The 20383-nt window shown below is 60.8% G+C and carries 15 protein-coding genes; 9 read left to right on the top strand and 6 right to left on the bottom strand.

What is annotated here, in order from left to right; genetic code table 11:
- The first annotated feature begins 74 nt into the window (after positions 1 to 74).
- Entirely contained in the window at positions 75 to 674 is a 600-nt protein-coding gene (locus KTF55_RS00170; RefSeq protein WP_195568625.1) for a hypothetical protein, read from the top strand.
- Positions 675 to 705: 31 nt separating this feature from the next.
- Here KTF55_RS00170 and KTF55_RS00175 read toward each other — a convergent pair whose 3' ends face one another.
- Positions 706 to 918 (bottom strand): hypothetical protein, encoded by a 213-nt coding sequence (locus tag KTF55_RS00175; protein ID WP_217107698.1) that lies wholly within the window; start codon positions 916 to 918, stop codon positions 706 to 708.
- A 39-nt stretch (positions 919 to 957) separates the two neighbouring features.
- Here KTF55_RS00175 and KTF55_RS00180 point away from each other — a divergent pair, with 39 nt between their 5' ends.
- The 5 genes from KTF55_RS00180 to KTF55_RS00200 all read left to right on the top strand — a co-directional run bounded on the left by KTF55_RS00180 (position 958) and on the right by KTF55_RS00200 (position 8929).
- On the top strand, positions 958 to 2388 hold the full coding sequence (locus KTF55_RS00180) for a hypothetical protein (protein WP_217107697.1): 1431 nt from the start codon (positions 958 to 960) through the stop codon (positions 2386 to 2388).
- Positions 2389 to 2437: 49 nt separating this feature from the next.
- The gene (locus KTF55_RS00185; protein WP_226802960.1) at positions 2438 to 3223 is read left to right on the top strand and encodes a DUF554 domain-containing protein; all 786 of its coding nucleotides are present in this window, start codon (positions 2438 to 2440) and stop codon (positions 3221 to 3223) included.
- Between the two features lie 87 nt (positions 3224 to 3310).
- Complete coding sequence (locus KTF55_RS00190) at positions 3311 to 5071, top strand: TerB N-terminal domain-containing protein (RefSeq protein WP_226790404.1); 1761 nt, start codon at positions 3311 to 3313, stop codon at positions 5069 to 5071.
- Positions 5064 to 6368, top strand: coding sequence for an ATP-binding protein (locus KTF55_RS00195; RefSeq protein WP_161115338.1), 1305 nt, complete (start codon positions 5064 to 5066; stop codon positions 6366 to 6368). The genes KTF55_RS00190 and KTF55_RS00195 overlap by 8 nt, the downstream gene beginning before the upstream one ends.
- A gap of 116 nt (positions 6369 to 6484) precedes the next feature.
- A complete protein-coding gene (locus KTF55_RS00200; RefSeq protein ID WP_217107696.1) occupies positions 6485 to 8929 on the top strand; it encodes a DEAD/DEAH box helicase in 2445 nt (814 codons plus the stop codon).
- A 26-nt stretch (positions 8930 to 8955) separates the two neighbouring features.
- Here KTF55_RS00200 and KTF55_RS00205 read toward each other — a convergent pair whose 3' ends face one another.
- From KTF55_RS00205 to KTF55_RS00220, 4 genes are all read right to left on the bottom strand, one after another.
- Positions 8956 to 9834 carry a spermidine synthase gene (locus KTF55_RS00205; RefSeq protein ID WP_217107695.1) on the bottom strand — a complete coding sequence of 293 codons (879 nt, stop codon included), beginning with the start codon at positions 9832 to 9834 and terminating at the stop codon, positions 8956 to 8958.
- Positions 9835 to 11739 (bottom strand): elongator complex protein 3, encoded by a 1905-nt coding sequence (locus tag KTF55_RS00210; protein ID WP_217107694.1) that lies wholly within the window; start codon positions 11737 to 11739, stop codon positions 9835 to 9837.
- A 99-nt stretch (positions 11740 to 11838) separates the two neighbouring features.
- On the bottom strand, positions 11839 to 12738 hold the full coding sequence (locus KTF55_RS00215; protein WP_217108515.1) for a DUF4097 family beta strand repeat-containing protein: 900 nt from the start codon (positions 12736 to 12738) through the stop codon (positions 11839 to 11841).
- Entirely contained in the window at positions 12735 to 13457 is a 723-nt protein-coding gene (locus KTF55_RS00220; protein WP_217107692.1) for a helix-turn-helix domain-containing protein, read from the bottom strand. The genes KTF55_RS00215 and KTF55_RS00220 overlap by 4 nt, the downstream gene beginning before the upstream one ends.
- A 267-nt stretch (positions 13458 to 13724) precedes the next feature.
- On the opposite strand from KTF55_RS00220, the gene KTF55_RS00225 reads away from it, so the two are divergent.
- The 3 genes from KTF55_RS00225 to KTF55_RS00235 all read left to right on the top strand — a co-directional run bounded on the left by KTF55_RS00225 (position 13725) and on the right by KTF55_RS00235 (position 18546).
- Positions 13725 to 14597 (top strand): class I SAM-dependent methyltransferase, encoded by an 873-nt coding sequence (locus KTF55_RS00225; RefSeq protein ID WP_217107691.1) that lies wholly within the window; start codon positions 13725 to 13727, stop codon positions 14595 to 14597.
- A 118-nt stretch (positions 14598 to 14715) separates the two neighbouring features.
- On the top strand, positions 14716 to 15555 hold the full coding sequence (locus KTF55_RS00230; protein WP_217107690.1) for a tRNA (guanosine(46)-N(7))-methyltransferase TrmB: 840 nt from the start codon (positions 14716 to 14718) through the stop codon (positions 15553 to 15555).
- A gap of 309 nt (positions 15556 to 15864) precedes the next feature.
- On the top strand, positions 15865 to 18546 hold the full coding sequence (locus KTF55_RS00235) for an RNA helicase (protein WP_217107689.1): 2682 nt from the start codon (positions 15865 to 15867) through the stop codon (positions 18544 to 18546).
- 74 nt (positions 18547 to 18620) lie between these two features.
- Here the strand turns inward: KTF55_RS00235 and KTF55_RS00240 are convergent, their stop codons facing one another.
- Positions 18621 to 20378, bottom strand: a complete 1758-nt coding sequence (locus tag KTF55_RS00240; protein WP_217107688.1) for a DUF2130 domain-containing protein — start codon at positions 20376 to 20378, stop codon at positions 18621 to 18623.
- Positions 20379 to 20383 lie beyond the last annotated feature (5 nt).

Genomic DNA, 20383 nt, shown 5'->3' on the forward strand with positions numbered 1-20383 from the left:
GGCACCGCACGCGATTCACCAGCATTCGTCCAATCATCGCGGGGACGGCCCGCGGCGAATAGAAAGGAACGACCATGGACATCACCAGGAATATGAACGGAGCCAGAGCGCTCGTCGTGGGTGCAGGGCTCGCGCTCGCGCTCGCAATGGGCGCCGCCCCGACGCCAGCTATGGCAGCCGGGCGTGTTGGAACCACGAAGGTAATGGTCAAGACCGAGATCGACAACATCAAGTTCAACGCACCGACGGTTATTCCCTTCGTCGCCCAAGCCGACGGCACGCTTCAGGGTCCCTCAGAAGACGCGATCACCATCGACAATCTTTCGGCCTACGGCATCCATGTCACCAACATGAAAATCGACGCCATGAACACCTGGACCATTGCCGCCGACGCCAAGGCCGGAACCGCGCAGAACTCCATCGACTTTAAGGTCGGCCCCGACGGCGCACTCCAGAACGCCAGTGCCGCAACGCAGGGGACAGGCCTCGATCTTTCCAAGAATGCAGCCTTCGACATGGGCTACCAGGGCATTGCCGGCGGCACGGACAAAATTAAGCTCAAGACAAGCGGAAACGTCGCCCGCGTCACGCGCGATATCTTCCACGTAACCGGCGAAGGCGATCAGGTTGCAACGATCACCTGGACGGTCGAGCCCGGTGCGCACACGGCATAAGGCCGTCGCCCTGGCCGCCGCCGTCAGCATCCTAGCGTTTGGCCCAGCCATGGCCTTTGCCCAGCAAGAACAGGCGCAGGCCGCCACGCAAGTGACGGTCGACCTCTCGGGGCTCGACCGCGGCGACCGCGAGGAACCATTGGCGCAGACAGGCGATGGACGATGGCTCTTGGCAGCAGGCGCCACAGCAGCAGGCGCGGGAACCGCCGGCCTCGGCCTGCACATCAAACGCAGCCAGAAACAAAACACGGACAGGCCGCACTAAATTAGCTAAGGAGACCCCATGGCATCGAAGAACCTTTTGCCCGTCGTCGCACTCTGCGGCGCGCTCGCAACCGGAACGCCTGTCGCCGCTTGGGCGACTCCTGTCATGGCAGACTCCTTACCAGCAGCCCTAAGCTCCGCATCAAATCCGTCGAGCGCCATTGCGTGCAAGCGTTTTTCGATCGCACAGGCTGCAATCTCAACCTCGGGATGCCTTCGTCGTAATACGGACGGTTCGATAGTCGTGGATATCAATCGTTCGAACAAGGCAAACGGCTCCCAGGCGGGGTACGCCGTCTGCACGTGGCGCTCGGTTGTGCTCGACGCAGATGGCGATCCATGCAATTTAGAGCTGCGCATCGACATCGCTTCGATCGATGACTCGGCGAACGGAGCGAAGGTCGCCTTCGACGGTACGTTTTTTGAGAAAGGAGGCGGTATATGTCTGGGCTGCGCCGCCGCGAATGCAGACGACACGCAGCCCACCCTCTCATTCACGGCATCGTTGCGGCTGACCAAAGCCGGTACCGATGCCATCGCGGCGGGAGAAGCGTCCCTGCTGTTCTACGCCGTCAGTACCAAAGACACAGACGCTCATTTCGAGAAGCCATCCGGATCACTCAGCCTTACACGAGGGATAGAGGCAGGCCCTATTGAAATCGATGCCCGCGCGCAAAGCAGGCAACGCATTCTTGCCGACCCGGCGCTTCTCGAAATGGAGTGGAACGGATCCGGAGCCATCGGAATTCTCCCCTCCGCGTTTGACGCCAAGACGCTCCCCCCAAACGACGAACCCATCAACGCAACCATACAAGAAGAGAGCGCGGACAAAGAAGCAGGTGCGGGCGACACGCCGTCGCCGACAAACAGCGTCCCAGCTTCTTTCGAAGCGCCGAATGAGCCCGCTGCCGATCCAAACGATCCCGAGTTCGCGGACAGTCTGGGGCTTGCTGATCCTCAAGAGATCGATGAAGGTAACTGCTGCGTGCTTGCCGCGCTCGACCACACGGAGGTCATCGACGCTGCGAACATCGAAGTTGCCGCCGCCAATCAGCCCGTCCGCAAGTCGGCTATCATCGCATTTCCTGAATCCATCGAAGTCGTCTTTTTGCCATCGGGCGAGGTCGTGGCCCCAACACTGCTCACCTTGTTGGGCGCCAAGAATACTCGAAACGAAATTAAAAAGGTCACGGTTGTCGACCCTGCAACCACCGCCAAGCTGCGTCTATACGCCGTTGCTCCAGACGGAGGCAAGACCTTGGAATTCGATGGTGACACACTCCTAGCCTGGCGACGTCTGGACATTATGCAAGACGTCTCGTATCAGATCGAACTCGAAGGGTTTGATCGTGCCCGCGATGCCAATATCATCGCCGCGGCTATTGAATCCCCGCAGCGGCTTATGACACTGCGCTTTGAATACTATCCCTATGTCCCGACAACCACCTGAGGCTTAAATGCTGCACATCATTCCTAACACCACTTATATAACGTATTAGATGAGTCGCGATGTGCCTCGCATTTCGTTCTGCTACGATTGCCACGTTGGCATCAATACAGGAGGGCTCATGCCGGGCTTGGGAACAATCATCAACGTTGTGCTTTTAGTTGCGGGCGGTCTTTTGGGATTAGCGGGCGGCCGCTTCATCACACCGCGCATCCAAGACACGCTCATGAAAGCATCGGGGCTGTGCGTCCTGTTTATCGGCCTTGGCGGCACCATGCAAAAGATGCTCCTTATCGATGGGAAGGCGCTAGCGACCACCGGCACCACCATGCTCATCGTCTCATTTGCGCTCGGTTCGCTCATCGGCGAGGCCGTCAACTTGGAAGCCGCCATCGAGAACCTTGGCGAATGGCTCAAGCGCAAGACCGGCAGTGAGGGCGATAACGAGTTCACCAACGCTTTTGTCTCGACTTCACTCACCGTGTGTATCGGCGCCATGGCAATTGTGGGATCGATCCAGGACGGCCTGCTCGGCGACTGGTCAACGCTTGCCCTCAAGGGCGCACTGGACTGCATCATCGTCTGCACCATGACGGCGTCGCTCGGACGCGGCTGCATCTTCTCGGCCCTGCCCGTAGCCGTGTTCCAGGGGACGATCACGTTGTTTGCCGGCGCGCTCTCCCCCATCATGACCACAACAGCCCTCAACAGCCTTTCGCTCGTAGGCTCCATGCTCATCTTCTGCGTCGGCGTCAACCTCATCCGTCCTCAGACCTTCCGCACGGCCAATATGCTTCCCTCCGTCGTCATCGCCGTCATCTACGCCCTCCTGTTCTAAATCTATCAACGCAGCGGTATCTCGAACATCTGTTTGATGCTGTGCTATGATATGAGGTCACCGTAGCTGCGTTCGAGAGGAGGAGCGGTGGCCGACCAGGACATCAAGATGCTCATCGAGCGCATTATGGCCGAGGCCCGAACCCATCAGTCTGCCCGCTTCTCACATGAAGTCTACGCAGACGAGCCGATTCTCAAAACCGGCCGACAGATGCAGAATTTCCTCCCCGACCAATACCGTAAAATGCGCGAGATATCGCGCTGGCAGGATGACCCCAAAGGCGGCGCAGGTCGCTGGCTTTCGGAAGCCGAGCTTTTCTACCGCCAGGGCCTGCTGATGGCCGACTTTGAGGACGACTGTCCCTACAACGGCACCTTTAAGTCGTACTTTCCCACCTACAACGCCATGAGCGACCGGCAGTTGCGCGGCTACTTTACCTGGCGTGCCCAAGTGCGCCGCGGAACCGTCGAGGAAACGTCTACGTCCTTTGCCTTTCTGTATCTCTATGAGCTGATCTGCGGCATTGGCGTAGATGACCCGCTCGACGGTTTTAACAAGATCAAGGCCTTTTGGGATGTCTATCGCGCCTTCGAGCCCGGCATTGATCGGTTTGCACGCGTGTGGTTGCAGGATTACGCCGTATTCCATGGGCTCGACCCCAAGCTGCTTCGTGACTCTAAAACCGTCATGTTCGATAACGCCCTTATCGAGCTGCGGCGCGCGGCACGAGACCTTGTACCGGCACCGGCACCGTCCGACCAGACCCCCAAACGTCGCAAAACCTCCGAGCCCACGCTCCCCCTTCCGCCCGATGAGGCGCGCGAGGAGCGACTCATGGCCGCCATCAACGCCCTCTCCACGTACAACCTAAGTAACTCGCGGCTCGACCGCAGCCACCACCGCGATCTGCGCCACGCGGCATGCGCCGTGTATGTCCGCATGGCGCGCTACTATGACTCGCACCGAAAGACCGGCATCGTGGCGAGTTTATTTGGGGAGGAGACGGCCATGCCCTACACCATGTTTGCCTCGGCCGTATTCTTTGCGCCCGAGCGCCACGAGGACTGCGAATATCGCCTGGATCCTATCCATATCTACCGTTGCCAAAACGGCTTTTGGGAATGCATGCGCATCCACGGTAGTAGGCAAAAGAGCAGCAAGCTCGGTGAAATGATGCGCGCCTGCGACCAACGCCTGCGCCTGGCGCTGGACCCCGCCCATCCCCTTAAGGAAGAAAAGGTCCCCAAATATCTGGCCAAAATTATCGATGACGAGATTGTGGCATGGCTTTCGTGGGACGCCGCACACCAGCCCGTCAAGATCGATATCGATCTGAGTCAGCTGGGGCACATTCGGAGCGCCGCTGCGCAAACGCGCGAAGCGCTTTTGATCGACGAAGAGCGCGAGGACGATGTGCCCACAGAGGTCGATACGGCGGAATCCGAGCAACCGGAAGCCAAGCCTGCGACCGACGCGATGGCCGAGCCGATCGCGGCGCCTACGGAGCGCAACAAAGCCGACGAGCCAACCATTTCCACCGAACAGTTTGGCGTCGTGGCACCGCTCCTCGCACCGACGCCAGCGGTCGTATCGACTGCACCCGCTGGCACCGTAACCGAACTCGCGCCTGCCGCAACCGCGTATCTGCGCGCACTGCTCGAGCAAAACGCAGCGCAAGCGACATCGGCAGTGGCGCACTCGGACCAGAGCGAGGACATGCTCGTCGATAGCATCAATGAGGCGCTCTTTGACCTGGTGGGTGACACCGTAATTGAATTTGGCGCGGCAGGACCGCACATTATCGAGGACTACGAAGCAGACGTGAGAGGATACCTAGACTATGAGTGATACCGCATCCGCAGCACCCCGCGTGCCCAAGCGCGTCGCCGCCGTCATTCTCAACTCGCTCAAGGGCGGCGTGGTCCCGCGCATCGGCCTTCCCTACATCACCGTAGGGCGCGAGGTCGAGATCCGCGCCCTGCTCACCGACCTGAGTCTCATCGCCGACGGCGGCGCGAGCTTCCGCTTTCTGGTTGGTCGCTACGGAGCCGGCAAGAGCTTTTTGCTCCAGACCATCCGCACGCACGCCATGGGCGAGGGATTCGTCGTGGCCGATGCCGACCTATCCCCCGAGCGCCGCCTGCAGGGCGGCCAGGGACAGGGCCTTGCCACCTACCGTGAGCTCATCCGCAACATATCGACTAAAACGCGCCCCGAGGGCGGTGCGCTCAACCTTATTCTTGATCGCTGGGTCGCCTCGTACGCCGACGTCGACGAGTCGGTCGTCAATGCCCAACTGGCCCCGCTCGAGGAAATGGTCCACGGCTTCGACTTCACCCGCATGCTCCGCCGCTATCGCACGGCCGTATCCGAGGGCGACGAAGAAGCCATGAGCCGCGTGACCAAATGGATCCGCGGCGAATACCGTACCAAGAGCGAGGCTCGCGCCGAGCTGGGCTCCTCGACCATCATCAGCGATGACGACTGGTACGACTACGTTAAGCTCATCGCGCGTTTTTTGGTCTGCAGCGGCTACAAGGGTATGTTGGTGCTCATCGACGAGCTCGTGAATCTGTATAAGATTCCCAACGCGATCACGCGCCAGTACAACTACGAGAAGATCCTGACCATGTACAACGACACACTCCAGGGCAAGGCGCAGTACCTGGGCATGATCATGGGCGGCACGCCAACCTCCATCGAAGACCGCCGCCGCGGCGTGTTCTCCTACGAGGCCCTGCGCAGCCGACTCGCTCAAGGCCGCTTTGCACGCGAGGACCTTAAGGACATGCTCGCGCCCATCATCCGTCTGCAGCCACTCACCTACGAGGAGCTGCTGGTGCTGATCGAAAAACTCATGCAAATTCACGCCGGCTACTTTGGCTGGACGCCCACGCTTACCGAGAACGACTTGGTGGACTTCCTCAAGATCGAGTTCGGTCGTGTGGGAGCCGACACACATCTGACGCCGCGTGAAGTCATTCGCGACTTTATCGAGCTGCTCGACATCCTATGCCAGAACCCCGACGCCAACGTAGCCGAGCTGCTGCAAAGCGTCGGCGGCGACGCGCTGGTGCCGGCAGCAGCAACAGGCGACACCGGCACCGCAGGCGGCGACCGTAACTTCGCCGAATTCACCATCTAACCTGCAAAAAAGGGACAGGTTTATTTTGGCAGGTTTTATCTGGGCGAACGTTGAGACTGTAATGCAGCAAGCCGTTGCCAGCCGCGTTGAGAGATTCGTTTTTGAGAGGAGGCCCCGTGAACGCCTTTGACCGCTACGCCCCGTTTATCCAAGACTTCATCTACTCCCACGATTGGGAGAGCCTGCGCTCTATCCAGGTTGCGGCGGCAGACGCCATCTTTAACACACAAGACAATGTGCTCCTAACGGCATCCACAGCTTCCGGCAAAACCGAAGCGGCCTTCTTTCCCATCCTGACCGAGTTTTGGGAGAACCCGCCCGCAAGCGTTGGTGCCCTCTACATTGGCCCCCTCAAGGCACTCATCAATGATCAGTTCGTCCGTCTCAATGACCTGTGCGAAGAGGCCGATATCCCTGTCTGGCACTGGCATGGCGATGTCTCGCAGTCGCACAAGGCTAAGCTCATCAAAAAACCGAACGGCATCTTGCAGATTACGCCCGAGTCACTCGAGGCGCTCTTAATCCATAAGCACATGGCGATCCCGCGCATGTTTTGCGACCTGCGCTATGTGGTCATCGATGAGGTCCACTCGCTCATGCGCGGCGACCGTGGCGGGCAGACGCTCTGCCTTATCGAGCGACTCTCGCGCATGGCCGGCGTGCAACCTCGACGCATTGGCCTTTCGGCCACCATCGGCGACCCCGAGCGCACGGGTGCCTTTCTCTCACAGGGAACGGGGCGCGACTGCGTTATCCCACGCTTTGAAGAGCCGCGCCGCGTGTGGCGCATCTCCATGGAGCACTTCTACAACTCGGGCCCCCAGGCACAGCAACGGGGATTCATGGGCACAGGTCCTCAAGAGGCCGAAGTGCTTGCGTGCGAGCGCATCGAGGCGGCGGCATCCGCGGCACTGCCCGCCGGCGCCCAAGACATGCGTCACAGCGGACAGCTCACACAAGAGGAGCGCCGTCAACGTCGTGAGCGGGCACGGGGCAAGGCCACTCCCAAGGACCGCCAAACTTCCTCGGCCCCCGAGGGCGAAGTCGACATCCCGCGAGCGACCGAGCAGGCGCTTCTCAGCCCCACCGACACAGCACCAGACAACGCCGACCCCGGCATGGGCTATATCTTCGAACACACCCGCGGCCGCAAGTGCCTGGTCTTTGCCAACTCGCGCGAAGAGGCAGAGGCCGTATGCTCCATGCTGCGTTGCTACTGTGAGAGCCGGCACGAGCCCGACCGCTTTCTCATCCACCACGGCAATCTTTCGGCATCGCTGCGCGAGACGGCAGAAGAGCTCATGCGCGACGAGGAACAGGCACAAACGACCGTCACCACCTCTACGCTGGAGCTCGGTATCGATATCGGCCGTCTGGAGCGTGCGTTTCAGATCGACGCGCCGTTTACCGTCAGCTCTTTGTTGCAGCGAATGGGCCGCACGGGACGCCGCGATCTTCCGCCCGAGATGTGGTTTGTCATGCGCGAGGAAGAGCCCGAGCCGCGCACGATGATGCCCGAGACCATTCCGTGGAAGCTCCTGCAGGGCATCGCGCTCGTACAACTCTATCGCGAGGAAAAGTGGGTCGAGCCGCCCGAGCTCGATCGACTCCCTTACAGTCTGCTCTACCACCAGACTATGTCGACACTTGCCAGCACCGGCGAGCTCACGCCGGCAGAGCTTGCCCAGCGCGTGCTCACACTCAGCTATTTCCATCGCATCTCGGCCGATGACTATCGCGTATTGCTGCGTCACCTCATTAAGATCGACCATATCCAGGTCACCGAGGGCGGCGGACTCATCGTGGGTCTCGCGGGCGAGCGCATCATTAACAACTTTAAGTTCTACGCCGTATTCCAGGAAAACGAGGAGTTCACCGTTCGTAGCGAGTCGGCCGAATTGGGCACGATCGTCAACCCGCCACCGCCCGGTGAGCGCATCGCCATCGCCGGACACTGCTGGATTGTCGAGGAAGTGGACTGGAAGCGCCACACCGTCTTTGCCACGCAGGTCAAGGGTCGTGTGCCGGCCTACTTTGGCGACTGCCCCGGCGACATCAATACACACGTACTCGAGCGCATGCGCAAGGCGCTCAACGAGCACGCGGCATATCCGTATCTCATGGGCAACGCACGGGCACGCCTTGCACAGGCTCGTCATACCGCCGAGATTTCGGGCGCGGGAACCAAACCGCTCATTAACCTGGGTGGCGACACCTGGGTGCTCTTCCCCTGGTTGGGCAGCTATGCCTTTCTGGCGCTCGAACGTATGCTCAAGATTAAATGCGCCGCGGAGCTTGGCCTTCGCGGGCTCGATCCGTCGCGCCCGTACTTTATGCAGTTTAAGATGAAGGCCGACGAGGAGACGTTCTTTGAGGTGCTCGCCGCCGAGGCCGAGAAGGACTTCGGCCCCATCGACCTCGTCTATCCTGGCGAGGTGCCTTACTTTGATCGGTACGACGAGTTTGTTCCCGAAGAGCTCGTGCGCAAGGGTTTCGCCGAAGGCGTGCTCGACATCGATGGCATGAAGCAGCGTGTCCGCAGCTGGCGCGACCACGCCTAAGACCAGTCTTTTTGGGACGGGGAGACTTACTTGTCGTGAAGGACGGTGCCGAGGAAGTCGGCGTCGAAGGGCACGGCTTCGGCAAAGGCGTAGTCGCCGTCGCTGGCGATGAGCAGATAATTCTCCTCGCCGCCGAACTCTGCATCGCCACATGGGACCACCCAGGCGTGGGCGAACACCTCGAGCGCCGTGGCGGCGCAATCGCGCAGGAACGTTACGTCGCTCCCCTCGTTTGCGCTCACGATATTGGCAACGTAGATACCCCCGGGGTTCAGGCTGCCTCGCACCAAACGCAACGCCTCAACCGTCGCCAGCTCGCGTACGGGCTCGACACCGCCAAAGCAATCGCTCACGACCACGTCGTAGCGACGATGGCCCACGCTCGTCACACCCAAATACGAGCGAGCCTCAGCGGTAATCACCCGCAAGCGGTCGCCCACCGCACGCTCCAGCTCGTCCAGGTAGAACCAGCGGCGCGCTAGGCGCGTAATCTCTCCGTCATACTCGATAACGTCCATGCACAAGTCCTCGTGCGACATCAGCGCGAACTTGGGATAGGCAAACCCGCCGCCGCCCAGCATAAGCATGCGGTCGATACCGTGACCGTAAGCGTCGCGCATCGCATCCTCGGCCTCAAACACGTCGTCAAACGAACGATAGTACGTAAAGACGGGCTCCGCCCAACGCTCGCCAACGTAGCTTGCACTTTGGTAGACGCCGCCTTGTACCAATACGCGGACTTCGTCGCCGCCCTCGTCGTGCACGCGCTTCACACGCGCCAACCCATTGCGGGTTCGCGCAACCTGCAGACAGGCAGCACGAACAGCGACGGCGGCCGCACCAAGCGCCGCGGCCCCCAGAGCAACGCCGGCAACGACGCCGGCAGAAACACTCGGCTTGTTCATCTAGAGCTCCTTTTGCAGATAAAGGCCATAGTCATAAAATCCAAGATGGCGATAGTACTCGCGCGTACCAATCGCGCTGATCACGTTGATGCGCGCATAGCCCGCGTCCCGAGCAATATGGCACGCACGCTCCACCAGCGACCGTCCCAATCCATGGTGCTGGGCTGCCTGGCCTTGATCCCCCACGCGCGCCGCCATGCCATACACGTGTACCTCGCGAATCATCGCCTCGTCCGGCATCGTCGGCAACTCGTCCGCATGTGCGGCAACAAAAGCGCGAACGGGCAGCGACAGACGCAAAAAGCCGGCGATCTTGCCTTCGGGCGTCACCCACTGCAAAAAGCGTTCACGCGTCACCGGCGTCTCGTAAGCGACCTCATCAAGAGACAGTTCATCCAAGTCGGCACCCGTCGTGCTGATCTCGCGATAGCGAATCTCGCGCACCGTCGCACCGTCACCCCGAGCAGCCAGGCGGTTCTCAACGAGCTGACGCAGGTTGGGCTTCTTGTTGCCCACCATGATGTCGTCGGAGCTAAAGTCGCGGATCATGCGGCTGATGCGGCAGAACGCCGGCGTCGCCACGATGTCATCGGCCAACACATCGAGCAGCTCTTCCTCGGTATAGGGGCGCCACTCGCCGCGCTCATAGCAGCCCACCAGACGCGAGCCCTCGATGAGCGCACACGGGTAGACCTTGACCTCGTCGGGCATAAAGGCCCCTTCGGTCACAAAGCGTTCGTAATCGCGCTTGTCCCCCTCGGGCGTGGCTCCCAGCAAGTTGAGCATAAAATGCGCGTGGACCTTAAAGCCAAACAGGCGCGCAAGCGAAAACGCTCGCTCAATCTGAGCCACCGAAATGCGACGCTCGTTGATGTCGAGCAGGTGCTGGTCAAGACTCTGAATGCCCATCTGAATCTTGGTGCAACCCAGGCGGCGGATGAGCGTGAGGGCCTGCGGTGTTACAGCATCGGGGCGCGTCTCGATAACGAGCCCCACCACGCGATGCTTCGCCGTCTCGTTGATGCGCTGCTGACGCTCAAGTTCCTCCATCGTTGCCGTTTGCCGCTTGGCAACCTCGCCCCACGGCGTACCGGGGCCGTACAGACGACGCACCGCGCGGTTGTAGCCGCCCACAGCAACATCCACGCGCTCCTGCTCTCCTGCAACACCGCTCGCGAGCTCGGCCTCGTCTGTCGCAATGCCGACAGCCCGATAGCGCTCGCGGCGCTCCGCTACCACCGGCGGCAGGGCATCGGCGGGAGCGTCATCGAGCAGGCGCCCCGCCTCGGCACGACTGATGCCCGGACGCGCCAACATGGGGTTTGCCGCCACGCCGGCGACGGCATCGTCATTGAGCGCACGGAAGAGCTCCGACATAAACCACGTCTGATACCCTTCCGGATAGTCACTCCAGGTACCACCGAGCACAATGAGCTCGATCTTATCGGTCGCATGCCCCATCTGCGAAAGCGCGGTCAGACGAGCGCTCACCTGCAGATATGGATCGAAGCAATTTTGCTCCGCACGGGCGCACGCGGGCTCGGCATGCAGATAGCTTTTGGGCATACGCAGGTCGTTGGGGCAAAACAGGCAATCGCCCGAGCACGGCCACGGCTTGGTGATGACGGTAATGGTCGCCACGCCCGAAGCCGTTCGGCGCGGCTTCATACGCAGCACCTGCAGCAGTTGACGCTCTAGCTCGGCATCGGCATTCCACCCAGCCCAACGAGCCGGCTCCTCACGCTTTACCCGCTGGTAAAACGGCAGCAGACGACGCTTGGCCAGGTCGCGCTTATCGGCACCCTCACGGCGCGCCTCGGCATGTATCAGTTTGACGAGCTCCTTGTCGTCCACGGTCTCGCCGCGACGCAGAGCCTCGAGTATGTTCAAGATAATCTGTTCCATGCCCCCATTGTAAAGGCAAAGGCGCCGGAGCCGATCTCGGCTTCGGCGCCTTCATCAAACAGCGCGTCTATATCTTCGCCTAGGCTTTCGTCTGCCTCACTACTCCGAATCAAACGACATGTCGCCCGAACCGACCTCAAAACGATACGTGGCAGACTTGTCACCGTTATCGAATTCAAGATTCAAAATGGTCTCGCCGTCGTAGCCAAGCGGAAGGAAATCGCTCTCGAAGTCGCCGCTGCCCAAGGTGAGGCTCGCCTTAAAGCCCGTCGAGTTCGGAACCGTCATCTCCACATCGCCCGAGCCCACACTCACGTCCATCGACTTCGCGGGGGCCTGGTAAAGCTCGAACGTCACATCGCCCGAACCGACCTCAGCGCTGAGCGCATCAGTCACGCTGCCCGTAAACTCTACATCTCCCGCACCCAGGAAAAGATCGAAACCATCACAGATGACACCGGCAATCTGCAGATCGCCCGAGCCCACGTGCGCGTTGACTCCCTTCAGATGTTCGGCAACACGGCGCGGCAGCTCGACCGTAACTGAGCGATCGATTGCCTTACCGTCGTCACTTCCAAACTGGGAAACCTTGAGCGTCGAGTCCTCGACGGATGCGATGTTTTGCGTCGCGGCCTTGGAGGCATCCATACCCTCGGCAACGCGCCCCCGCTCGATAACGCGAGCCTTGTTGCCATCAACAACCTTGACGTCCACCGAAGCCGCATTGATATCGAAATCGAGGTAGCGAAACTCATCGGCATCAAAAGTCATGCTCGAAAGCTGCTGAGGCCGAGCGGAATAGTTACCGCTATCCAAGAGATCATCGTCGTCAAACATATCGTCAAAATCAGACAAATTGCCAGATAGAATACCGGTCGTACGCACCATATCGGAATGAGCCAATAGCCGCGAAATGCCAAAGACAAGCCCAATGATGAGCACAAACGCTCCGATGCCAACGCCCAAGCGCACCTTGGATTCATGCGAAAGCTTCATCATTCACCACCCTCTTTGACAATCGGCTCAGCGGTAGTCGCGGTAGCCACGTCAGTATCAACCGCAGCGGAAGCATCCTGCACCTGAGTCCTAGCCGTCACCGATGCCGGACCAACATGAATATCACCGCGCGCCCAATCGCCATCGAGAGCACGCGCCACCCAGTGATAGATGGGAATCGTAAAGAAGATCAGCGCGGCAAAGGGGCCGGCACCAAACGGGAACATCAGCAAAAAGAACAGCAGCCAGCACACGGCCCAATACGGGAACGACTGGAAGGGGCCCTTCACCGGAGTCGAGCCAACTGCGTGGCCACTCGTCGCCTGCGCCGTAGCAGCGTTGGCGGCCTGTGCACTCCAGCTTGCCGCCTGTGCCGCCTTAGCCGCGGCATCACTCGCCTGCGTTGCTGCTTCGGTGGCGCGCACCGCCGCCTCATGGGTGCGAGCGCGCTCTGCCGCCTCGGCCTCGCGCTGGCGGGCGCGGTCCTCGTTCTCAAACTCGATATCGTCCTCGATCTCGTCGCTCGGATTGAGCAGCTCGTCCAGACTCACGCCATAAAGCTTGGCGAGCGAGATCAGGTTCTCGGTATCGGGCGAGCTCTCCGCGCGCTCCCATTTGCTGACCGCCTGGCGCGACAGCCCCAGCTTTCGCGCCAGCCCTTCTTGGCTAAAACCCTTGCTGCGACGAAGGTCGGCGAGCCGCTGCGCAGTTTCTACATTCATGGTTCCTCCTATGTGATGCCAGCCGTGCCGCCGGACCGTTTTTGTTCTTAAGGCGCCTTGCACAGTTAAAAATCTATCCGCCACCGCCAAAAGCATGCCACCTATTCTAGTGAGATTTTTGACAACCGGCGGTTGCGGGCACATATGAGCTGCGGAAATGTGTCCAAACAAAGCAATGACCCGTAGCTCGGTTGTCCCCGTTGCGGCGATAACGGTAGTATGGTCGTACTGTTTATTCCGTACCGCCAACGGAGGGAGTCCCGCGCCGTGAACCGCGATTTCGCCTCATCGCTCATCCAGCTCAACAACACTTTCTATCGCGAGCACTCCGCCTCCTTCTCCGATACGCGCCAGGCCCCGTGGCCCGGCTGGGTACGCACCATGGATATCGCGCTCGAGCAGCTCGACGTCGCCACAATCGAGCATCCCGTCCGCGTCTTCGATCTCGCCTGCGGCAATATGCGATTCGAGAACTTTGCCGCCGGCGGCGCACTTGCCGCCAAGGGCGTCGACGGTGCAAATCCCTCGGCAGATGCCAGCTGCCCGTTTGAGTTCTATGGCGTCGACTCGTGCCAAGACCTGGCCATCGATGCACATGGTCACGCCCTGCGCATTCCCAACCTGCACTTCCAGGAACTCGACGTGCTCGATGCCCTCATGAAACTCAACCCCGCCGAGACACCCGACGCGCTTTTCGACGCCCCGCTCGCCGACATCTCGGTCTGCTTTGGATTTATGCACCACGTTCCGTCGTGCGAGTACCGCGTACGCGTGCTCGACGCTCTGGTGCGCCAGACGCGCCCAGGCGGCATCATCGCCATCAGCTTTTGGGAGTTTATGAACGACGAGCGCATGGCGCGCAAAGCCGTTCGCGCCGAGGCCCGCGCCGAGCTCACCCCGCCGTTTGAGGGTTACGATTCCGCGCAGTTTGAAGCCGGTGACCACCTCATTGGCTGGCAAAACGACCGCCACGCCTACCGCTATTGTCATCACTTTGACGATCAGCAGATCACCGACCTGGTGCGCGGCGTCCGTACGTTCTACAAGAGCGGCGAGGTCCCCGTGCGCGAGCTTGAGCGTTTCCATGCCGACGGTCGCAGCGGCGATCTCAACCGCTACGTGATTCTCAAGCGCCTGTAGACATCGACGACTCGCCACCGAGCCGCATCGCATCTTCCGGGCAAGCTATGCCCGCCCTTTTTCAACCCATTGACGGAACGCGCAGCTATGCGTTCCCTACTTATGACCAAGGAGCCTCATGGGAGCCGTCCACGTTCGCACGCCTAAGAACTTTGTGCTCGAGGAGCGCCTGGAGCGCTACGCCGATGCAATCGAGACGAACCCCGAGGCCTATGCCGGAGATTGGCGCGAGGCTTGCGCGCCAGTTGGCAGCAAGCCCTTCGAACACCTTCACCTGGATCTTGGCTGTGGCAAGGGAACGTACCTTGTAGAGCGTGCGGCGCACGAGCCAAACACCCTCTTTATCGGTATGGACCAGGAGCCCATCTGCATCGCCTATGCCGCACAGAAAATCTGCGAGCAGGAGCTATCCAACGCACTCGTCCTGCCCCGAGGCGCCGCAACGTTGCCGCAGCTGTTTGCCGCAGGCGAGCTCGACGCCATAACCATCAACTTTCCCACGCCGCAGCCCAAGGCCAAGTACGCCAAAAAACGACTCGTCCATGTCGACCATCTAATGCTCTACCGCCCGCTCTTTGCAGCCGGCGCCACCATCACGCTGCGCACCGACAGCAAACCGCTGCGTGACTACGCCCTGGGGCAGATTGCCGCGGCCGGCTACGACACACTTTGGGCAAGCGACGACGTCCGCCGCGACCATCCCGAGCATCCCGAGACCGAATATGAATGCCGCACGCGCGAGATGGGTGCCGTCGTCTACGGCATTTGCGCCACACCCGGCGAGAAGCCTACCGAAGAGCAACTCGTAGCAGGCCGAGCGCAGGAGCAAAGCCTTGCCTGCTACCTGCCCGATAACCTCGATGAGCTCACCTATGTACCTCTGGGCATGGAAGAGGCCGTCGAGAACTTTAGAAACCGCGCCCGCAAGGGCAAGAAGCGTCTGCCGCAGGAGTCATAGGGGCTTTTGACAGTCACGTCGCCAGCGAGCAAGCGCAAATAGGCACCGACGAACGACCCTCAAGCCTAAGTGAGTAGACTTTTTAGCAATAGCCAAGCACAACCCGCATAGGAACAAGTAAAACCGCAGGTAAATCCCTTACGCAAAAGCCATGTGCTGGCGAAATCGCAAAAAGTCTACTCACTTAGCTCGCGGCCGCACCAAACGGCTGAGCAGGACGCCCATTTCCTGCATTTTCTTTCGCGCTGGCACCCCGCGCCGCCGCTACGCCATAATAGTTGGCGGACAATCGCGAGAGAAAGCAAACACATGGCACAGACCACGACAGATATCGCCGCCAGCACCGTCTCCGGCGCCGGAGCCGCCAGTTCATTCTCGGGCGGCACGGGAACCGAAGCCGAATTCGGCTCACTCGGTGCGCTCTCCCCCACCTGGTGGGAGCCCGAGGACGGCAGCGAGCCCGAACCGTGGCTCACGCCCGACCAGGCCTTCGAGCGCTTCTTTGAATGGACGAGCAATCGCGGTATTGAGCTGTGGGACCACCAGGAAGAGGCCCTCATGGACCTGGCTGCCGGCGATCACGTCATTTTAGGCACACCGACCGGATCGGGTAAATCGCTCGTCGCGCTGGGCATGCTCTTTATGGGCATGGCACAGGGCAAACGCTGCTATTACACGGCCCCCATCAAGGCTCTGGTCAGCGAAAAGTTCTTCGACTTAGTACAGGTACTCGGCCGCGATAACGTCGGTATGATTACCGGCGACACGCATATCAACACCAAGGCGCCCGTCATCTGCTGCACGGCAGAGATCCTTGCTAACGACGCACTGCGCGAGGGCGAAGATGCCGACGTGGGCTGTGTCGCCATGGACGAGTTCCACTACTTTGCCGACCCCGATCGTGGTTGGGCCTGGCAGGTGCCGCTGCTCACCCTGCCCCACACGCAATTCATGCTCATGAGCGCCACGCTCGGCGATGTCACCGCGATTGCCGCCTCGCTCGAGGAACACACCGGCGCTACCTGCGACTTGGTTGTCGACGCCCCGCGTCCTGTTCCGTTGAGCTACGACTATGTGACGACCTCCCTCGAGGGCACGGTCGAGCTCGCCATGCGCCGCGGCGAGGCCCCGCTCTATATCGTGCACTTTAGCCAGGATGCCGCCCTTGCAACGGCACAGTCGCTCGCCAATTTTGGCATCGCCAGCAAGGAGCAGCGCGAGGCCATCAAAGAAGCGGCAAAGGGGACGAGCTTCTCCACGGCCTTTGGTAAGATTCTCAAACGCCTGCTTGGATGCGGCGTCGGCGTGCACCATGCCGGCATGTTGCCGCGCTATCGCCTGCTGGTGGAGCGCCTGGCGCAGCAGGGCCTGCTGCCCGTCATCTGCGGCACCGATACGCTCGGCGTCGGCATCAACGTACCCATCCACACCGTGGTACTCACCGCGCTCACCAAGTTCGACGGCTACAAGATGCGTCGCCTGCGCGCCCGCGAGTTCCATCAGATTGCCGGTCGCGCCGGCCGCTCGGGCTTCGATACCGAGGGCATGGTCATCGCCGAGGCCCCGGAGCACGAGATCGAGAACGCCAAACTCATGGCCAAGGCGGGCGACGACCCCAAGAAGCTCCGCAAGATTAAAAAGAAGAAGGCCCCCGAGGGCTTTGTCACCTGGAACAAGCAGACCTTTGAGCGCCTGATCGAGACGCAGCCCGAGACGCTCAAGCCGCGCCTTCGCATCACGCACTCCGTGGTGATTAGCGTGGTCGAGCAGGGCGGCGATGCCCGAGTCCGCGTACACGACCTCATCGAGACGAGCTTGCAGACCCCCGAGGAAAAGGCCAAGCTCGAGGTTCGCGCCGACGAAATCTTCGCCACGCTCATCGATTCCGGCGTCGTCGTTCGCACCGAGGTGCCGCCCGCGCCCGACGCCCCGACTGACGCCGCGCCAGACATCGACTATGCACTGACGGTCGATCTGCCCGAGGACTTTGCGCTCGACCAGCCGCTCTCGCCGTTTTTGCTTGCCGCGCTGGAGCTGCTCGACCCCGAGAGTGAGACCTATACCATGGATCTGATCTCAATGGTCGAGGCTACGCTCGAGGATCCCAAGCAGGTGCTGCGCGCGCAGGAGCGCGCCGCGCGCGACCGCGCTATGGCCGAGATGAAAGCCGACGGCGTCGAATATGAGGAACGCTTGGAGCGCATCCAGGATGTCACCTACGAAAAGCCGCTCGAGGATTTGCTCGATGCCGCCTTCGACAAGTACTGCCAGGAAGTACCTTGGGCCAACGACTACCAGCTCTCGCCCAAGAGCGTCCTGCGCGACATGTTGGAGAGCGCGAGCGACTTTAAGGGCTATATCCAAAAGCTCGGCATCGCCCGCTCCGAGGGCATTCTGCTGCGCTACCTAGCCGAGGCCTACCGCTCCCTCGATCGCACCGTGCCCATTGAGAAGCGCGATGAGCGCTTGCGCGACATCATTTCGTGGCTCGGCTTTGTGGTGCGCTCGGTCGACTCGAGCCTGGTGGACGAGTGGGAGAACGCCGGCAACCCGGCGGCCCTCGACGCCGCGCCGCCGCAGGGCATCGACGAGGTCGTTGCGGACCGTCGCGGCTGCACGCTGCTGGTGCGCAACGCACTCTTCCGCCGCGTGACCCTTGCCGCCCGCGAGCACGTTCGCGACCTGGGCGAACTCGACGAGGACTGGGGCATGAGCGAGGTCCGCTGGCAAAAGGCGCTTGATGCCTACCATGAGCAGCACGAGGAAATCCTCACCGACGGAGATGCCCGCAGCGCCGCGATGTTTACCATCGACGGGAGCGACGAGAAGACCGATCACGTGTGGCACGTGCACCAGATTTTTGCCGACGAGGATGGCGACCACGACTTTGGCATCATGGGCGATGTCGACCTGGATGCCACGCAAGACGGCGGCGAGGTCATCTTCAAAAACTACCGCGTCGGCTTTATCGAGGACCTGCTCGAGGACTAGCCGTACATACTGGAACGAAGCGGGGCCGTTGGCAATATCGCCAGCGGCCCCGCTTTTGCACTATACGCTATCCCCTACTCGGCATCCTCGACCTCATACGAATCCGCCTCGGCGGGCTCATCGTTTGCCCCTGTCGCAGCCCCGCGCGCCTCGTCAAACGCCGCCTTCATGGTCTTGTTGCCCCAGGTGAGCTTGCGAATGGTAAGATCGTCGGCCTTCTTGTTGGCTAGACGTAAATTGTTCTCGGAGGACAGCAATGCCTCCTTGGTTTTCTGCAGATGGCTAATCGTCTTGTCAATCTCCTCGATCGCCGTCTGGAACTTACGGCTCGCAAGCTCATAGTTGCGGCCGAAGTCGTTCTTGAACTTCTCCATCTTGGCCTCGAAGTTCGTGACGTCGATGTTCTGTTGCTTGTACTCCGCCAGCTCCTGCTTATAGCGCAGCGAACCCATGGCGGCGTTGCGCAGCAGCGTGATCATGGGAATGAAGAACTGCGGGCGGATCACGTACATCTTCTCATAGCGGTAACTCACGTCGACTATCCCTGCGTTATAGAGCTCGCTTTCGGGCTCGAGCAGTGTGCAGAGCACCGCGTACTCACAGCCTTTCTGGCGACGATCGTGATCGAGTTTCTTAAAGAAGTCCTCGTTTTTGTGCTTGGTCGCGGTCTCGTCGTTCTCGTTTTTCATCTCGAACATAATCGAAATGACCTCGTTACCGCTTGCGTCGCACTCGCGGAAGATAAAGTCGCCCTTGGTGCCCTCGGACGCATCGTTATCCTTCTCGAAGTACGCGTTAGGAAACGCCGTCATGCGCAGACGGTTAAACTCGGTCTCGCAGTGCTGCTCGAGCGACTCGCCCACCATCTTGGTGGACAGGCGGACCTTCATGTCCTTAAGGCGCTCAATCTCTTCGTCCTTGTAGCGAATCAGGTCATCGCTCGCGCGCTTGGCCTGCGCAAGCTCGAGCTCGTGTGCCGCCTTGACCTGTTCCTCGTGAGAATCGCGCACCGCCAGCTCGCTCGTCAGTTTGGCACGCGCCTCATCGCGCTCTCGCTCCGCCGCGGCGACCGCCTCTGACAGGTTCATTTTTGCCATCAGTTCCTGCTCGCGCAGCTGGGCACGCAGGCCCTCGGCCTCTTGCTCGGACTGAGCCTTTGCGGCGGAAAACTTCTCTTGCACCTTCGCGCGATAGTCAGCAAGCGCGCGCTCGGCCTCGCTGCGAGCGGCATCGAGCTCACGCTGCGACTCTGCCGCGGCAGCGGCAAGCGCCATCTCCTGGGCCTTGTCCGCCGCGGCAAGCCTGGCCTGCAGCTCGGCAATCTGAGCGTCGCGTGCAGCTAAATCGTTTTGAGCAGCGTTGCGCGCCGCCGACTCGGCAAGCTTTGCTTCGTCATCTTTGCGCCCAAGCTGCGCACGCAGGCTATCAATCTCACGCTGGAGTTCGGCATTCTCTTTTTGAGCATTGGCTCGTGCCTCAACCGCCGCGCGCTGGCTTGCACTCTCGCGCTCTGCGGCAGCGCCCTCGAGCTTAGCGCGCAGCTCGGCAAGCTCAGCATCGCGCTTGGCAACCTCTTGCGCCAGTTTCTGATCCGCAGTGTTCTTCTGCTCGACAAGCTGAGCGTCGCGTTGAGACTCCGCCTCCTGCAGGGCAGACGCCGAACGCGAACGCTCAAGCTCCAGCGCCTGCTCGCCCTCGCGTCGAGCCGCCGCTACGCGCTCATCAAGATCGCGCGAGAACACGGCATCGCGCACTTGCTTGACGATATCCGCATAGCCGGACGCATCGACCTTAAAAACTTCGCCGCAATGCGGGCACTTGATCTCGTTCATAGCAG

Source organism: Collinsella sp. MSK.8.10, assembly GCF_019041915.1.
Taxonomy (GTDB): domain Bacteria; phylum Actinomycetota; class Coriobacteriia; order Coriobacteriales; family Coriobacteriaceae; genus Collinsella.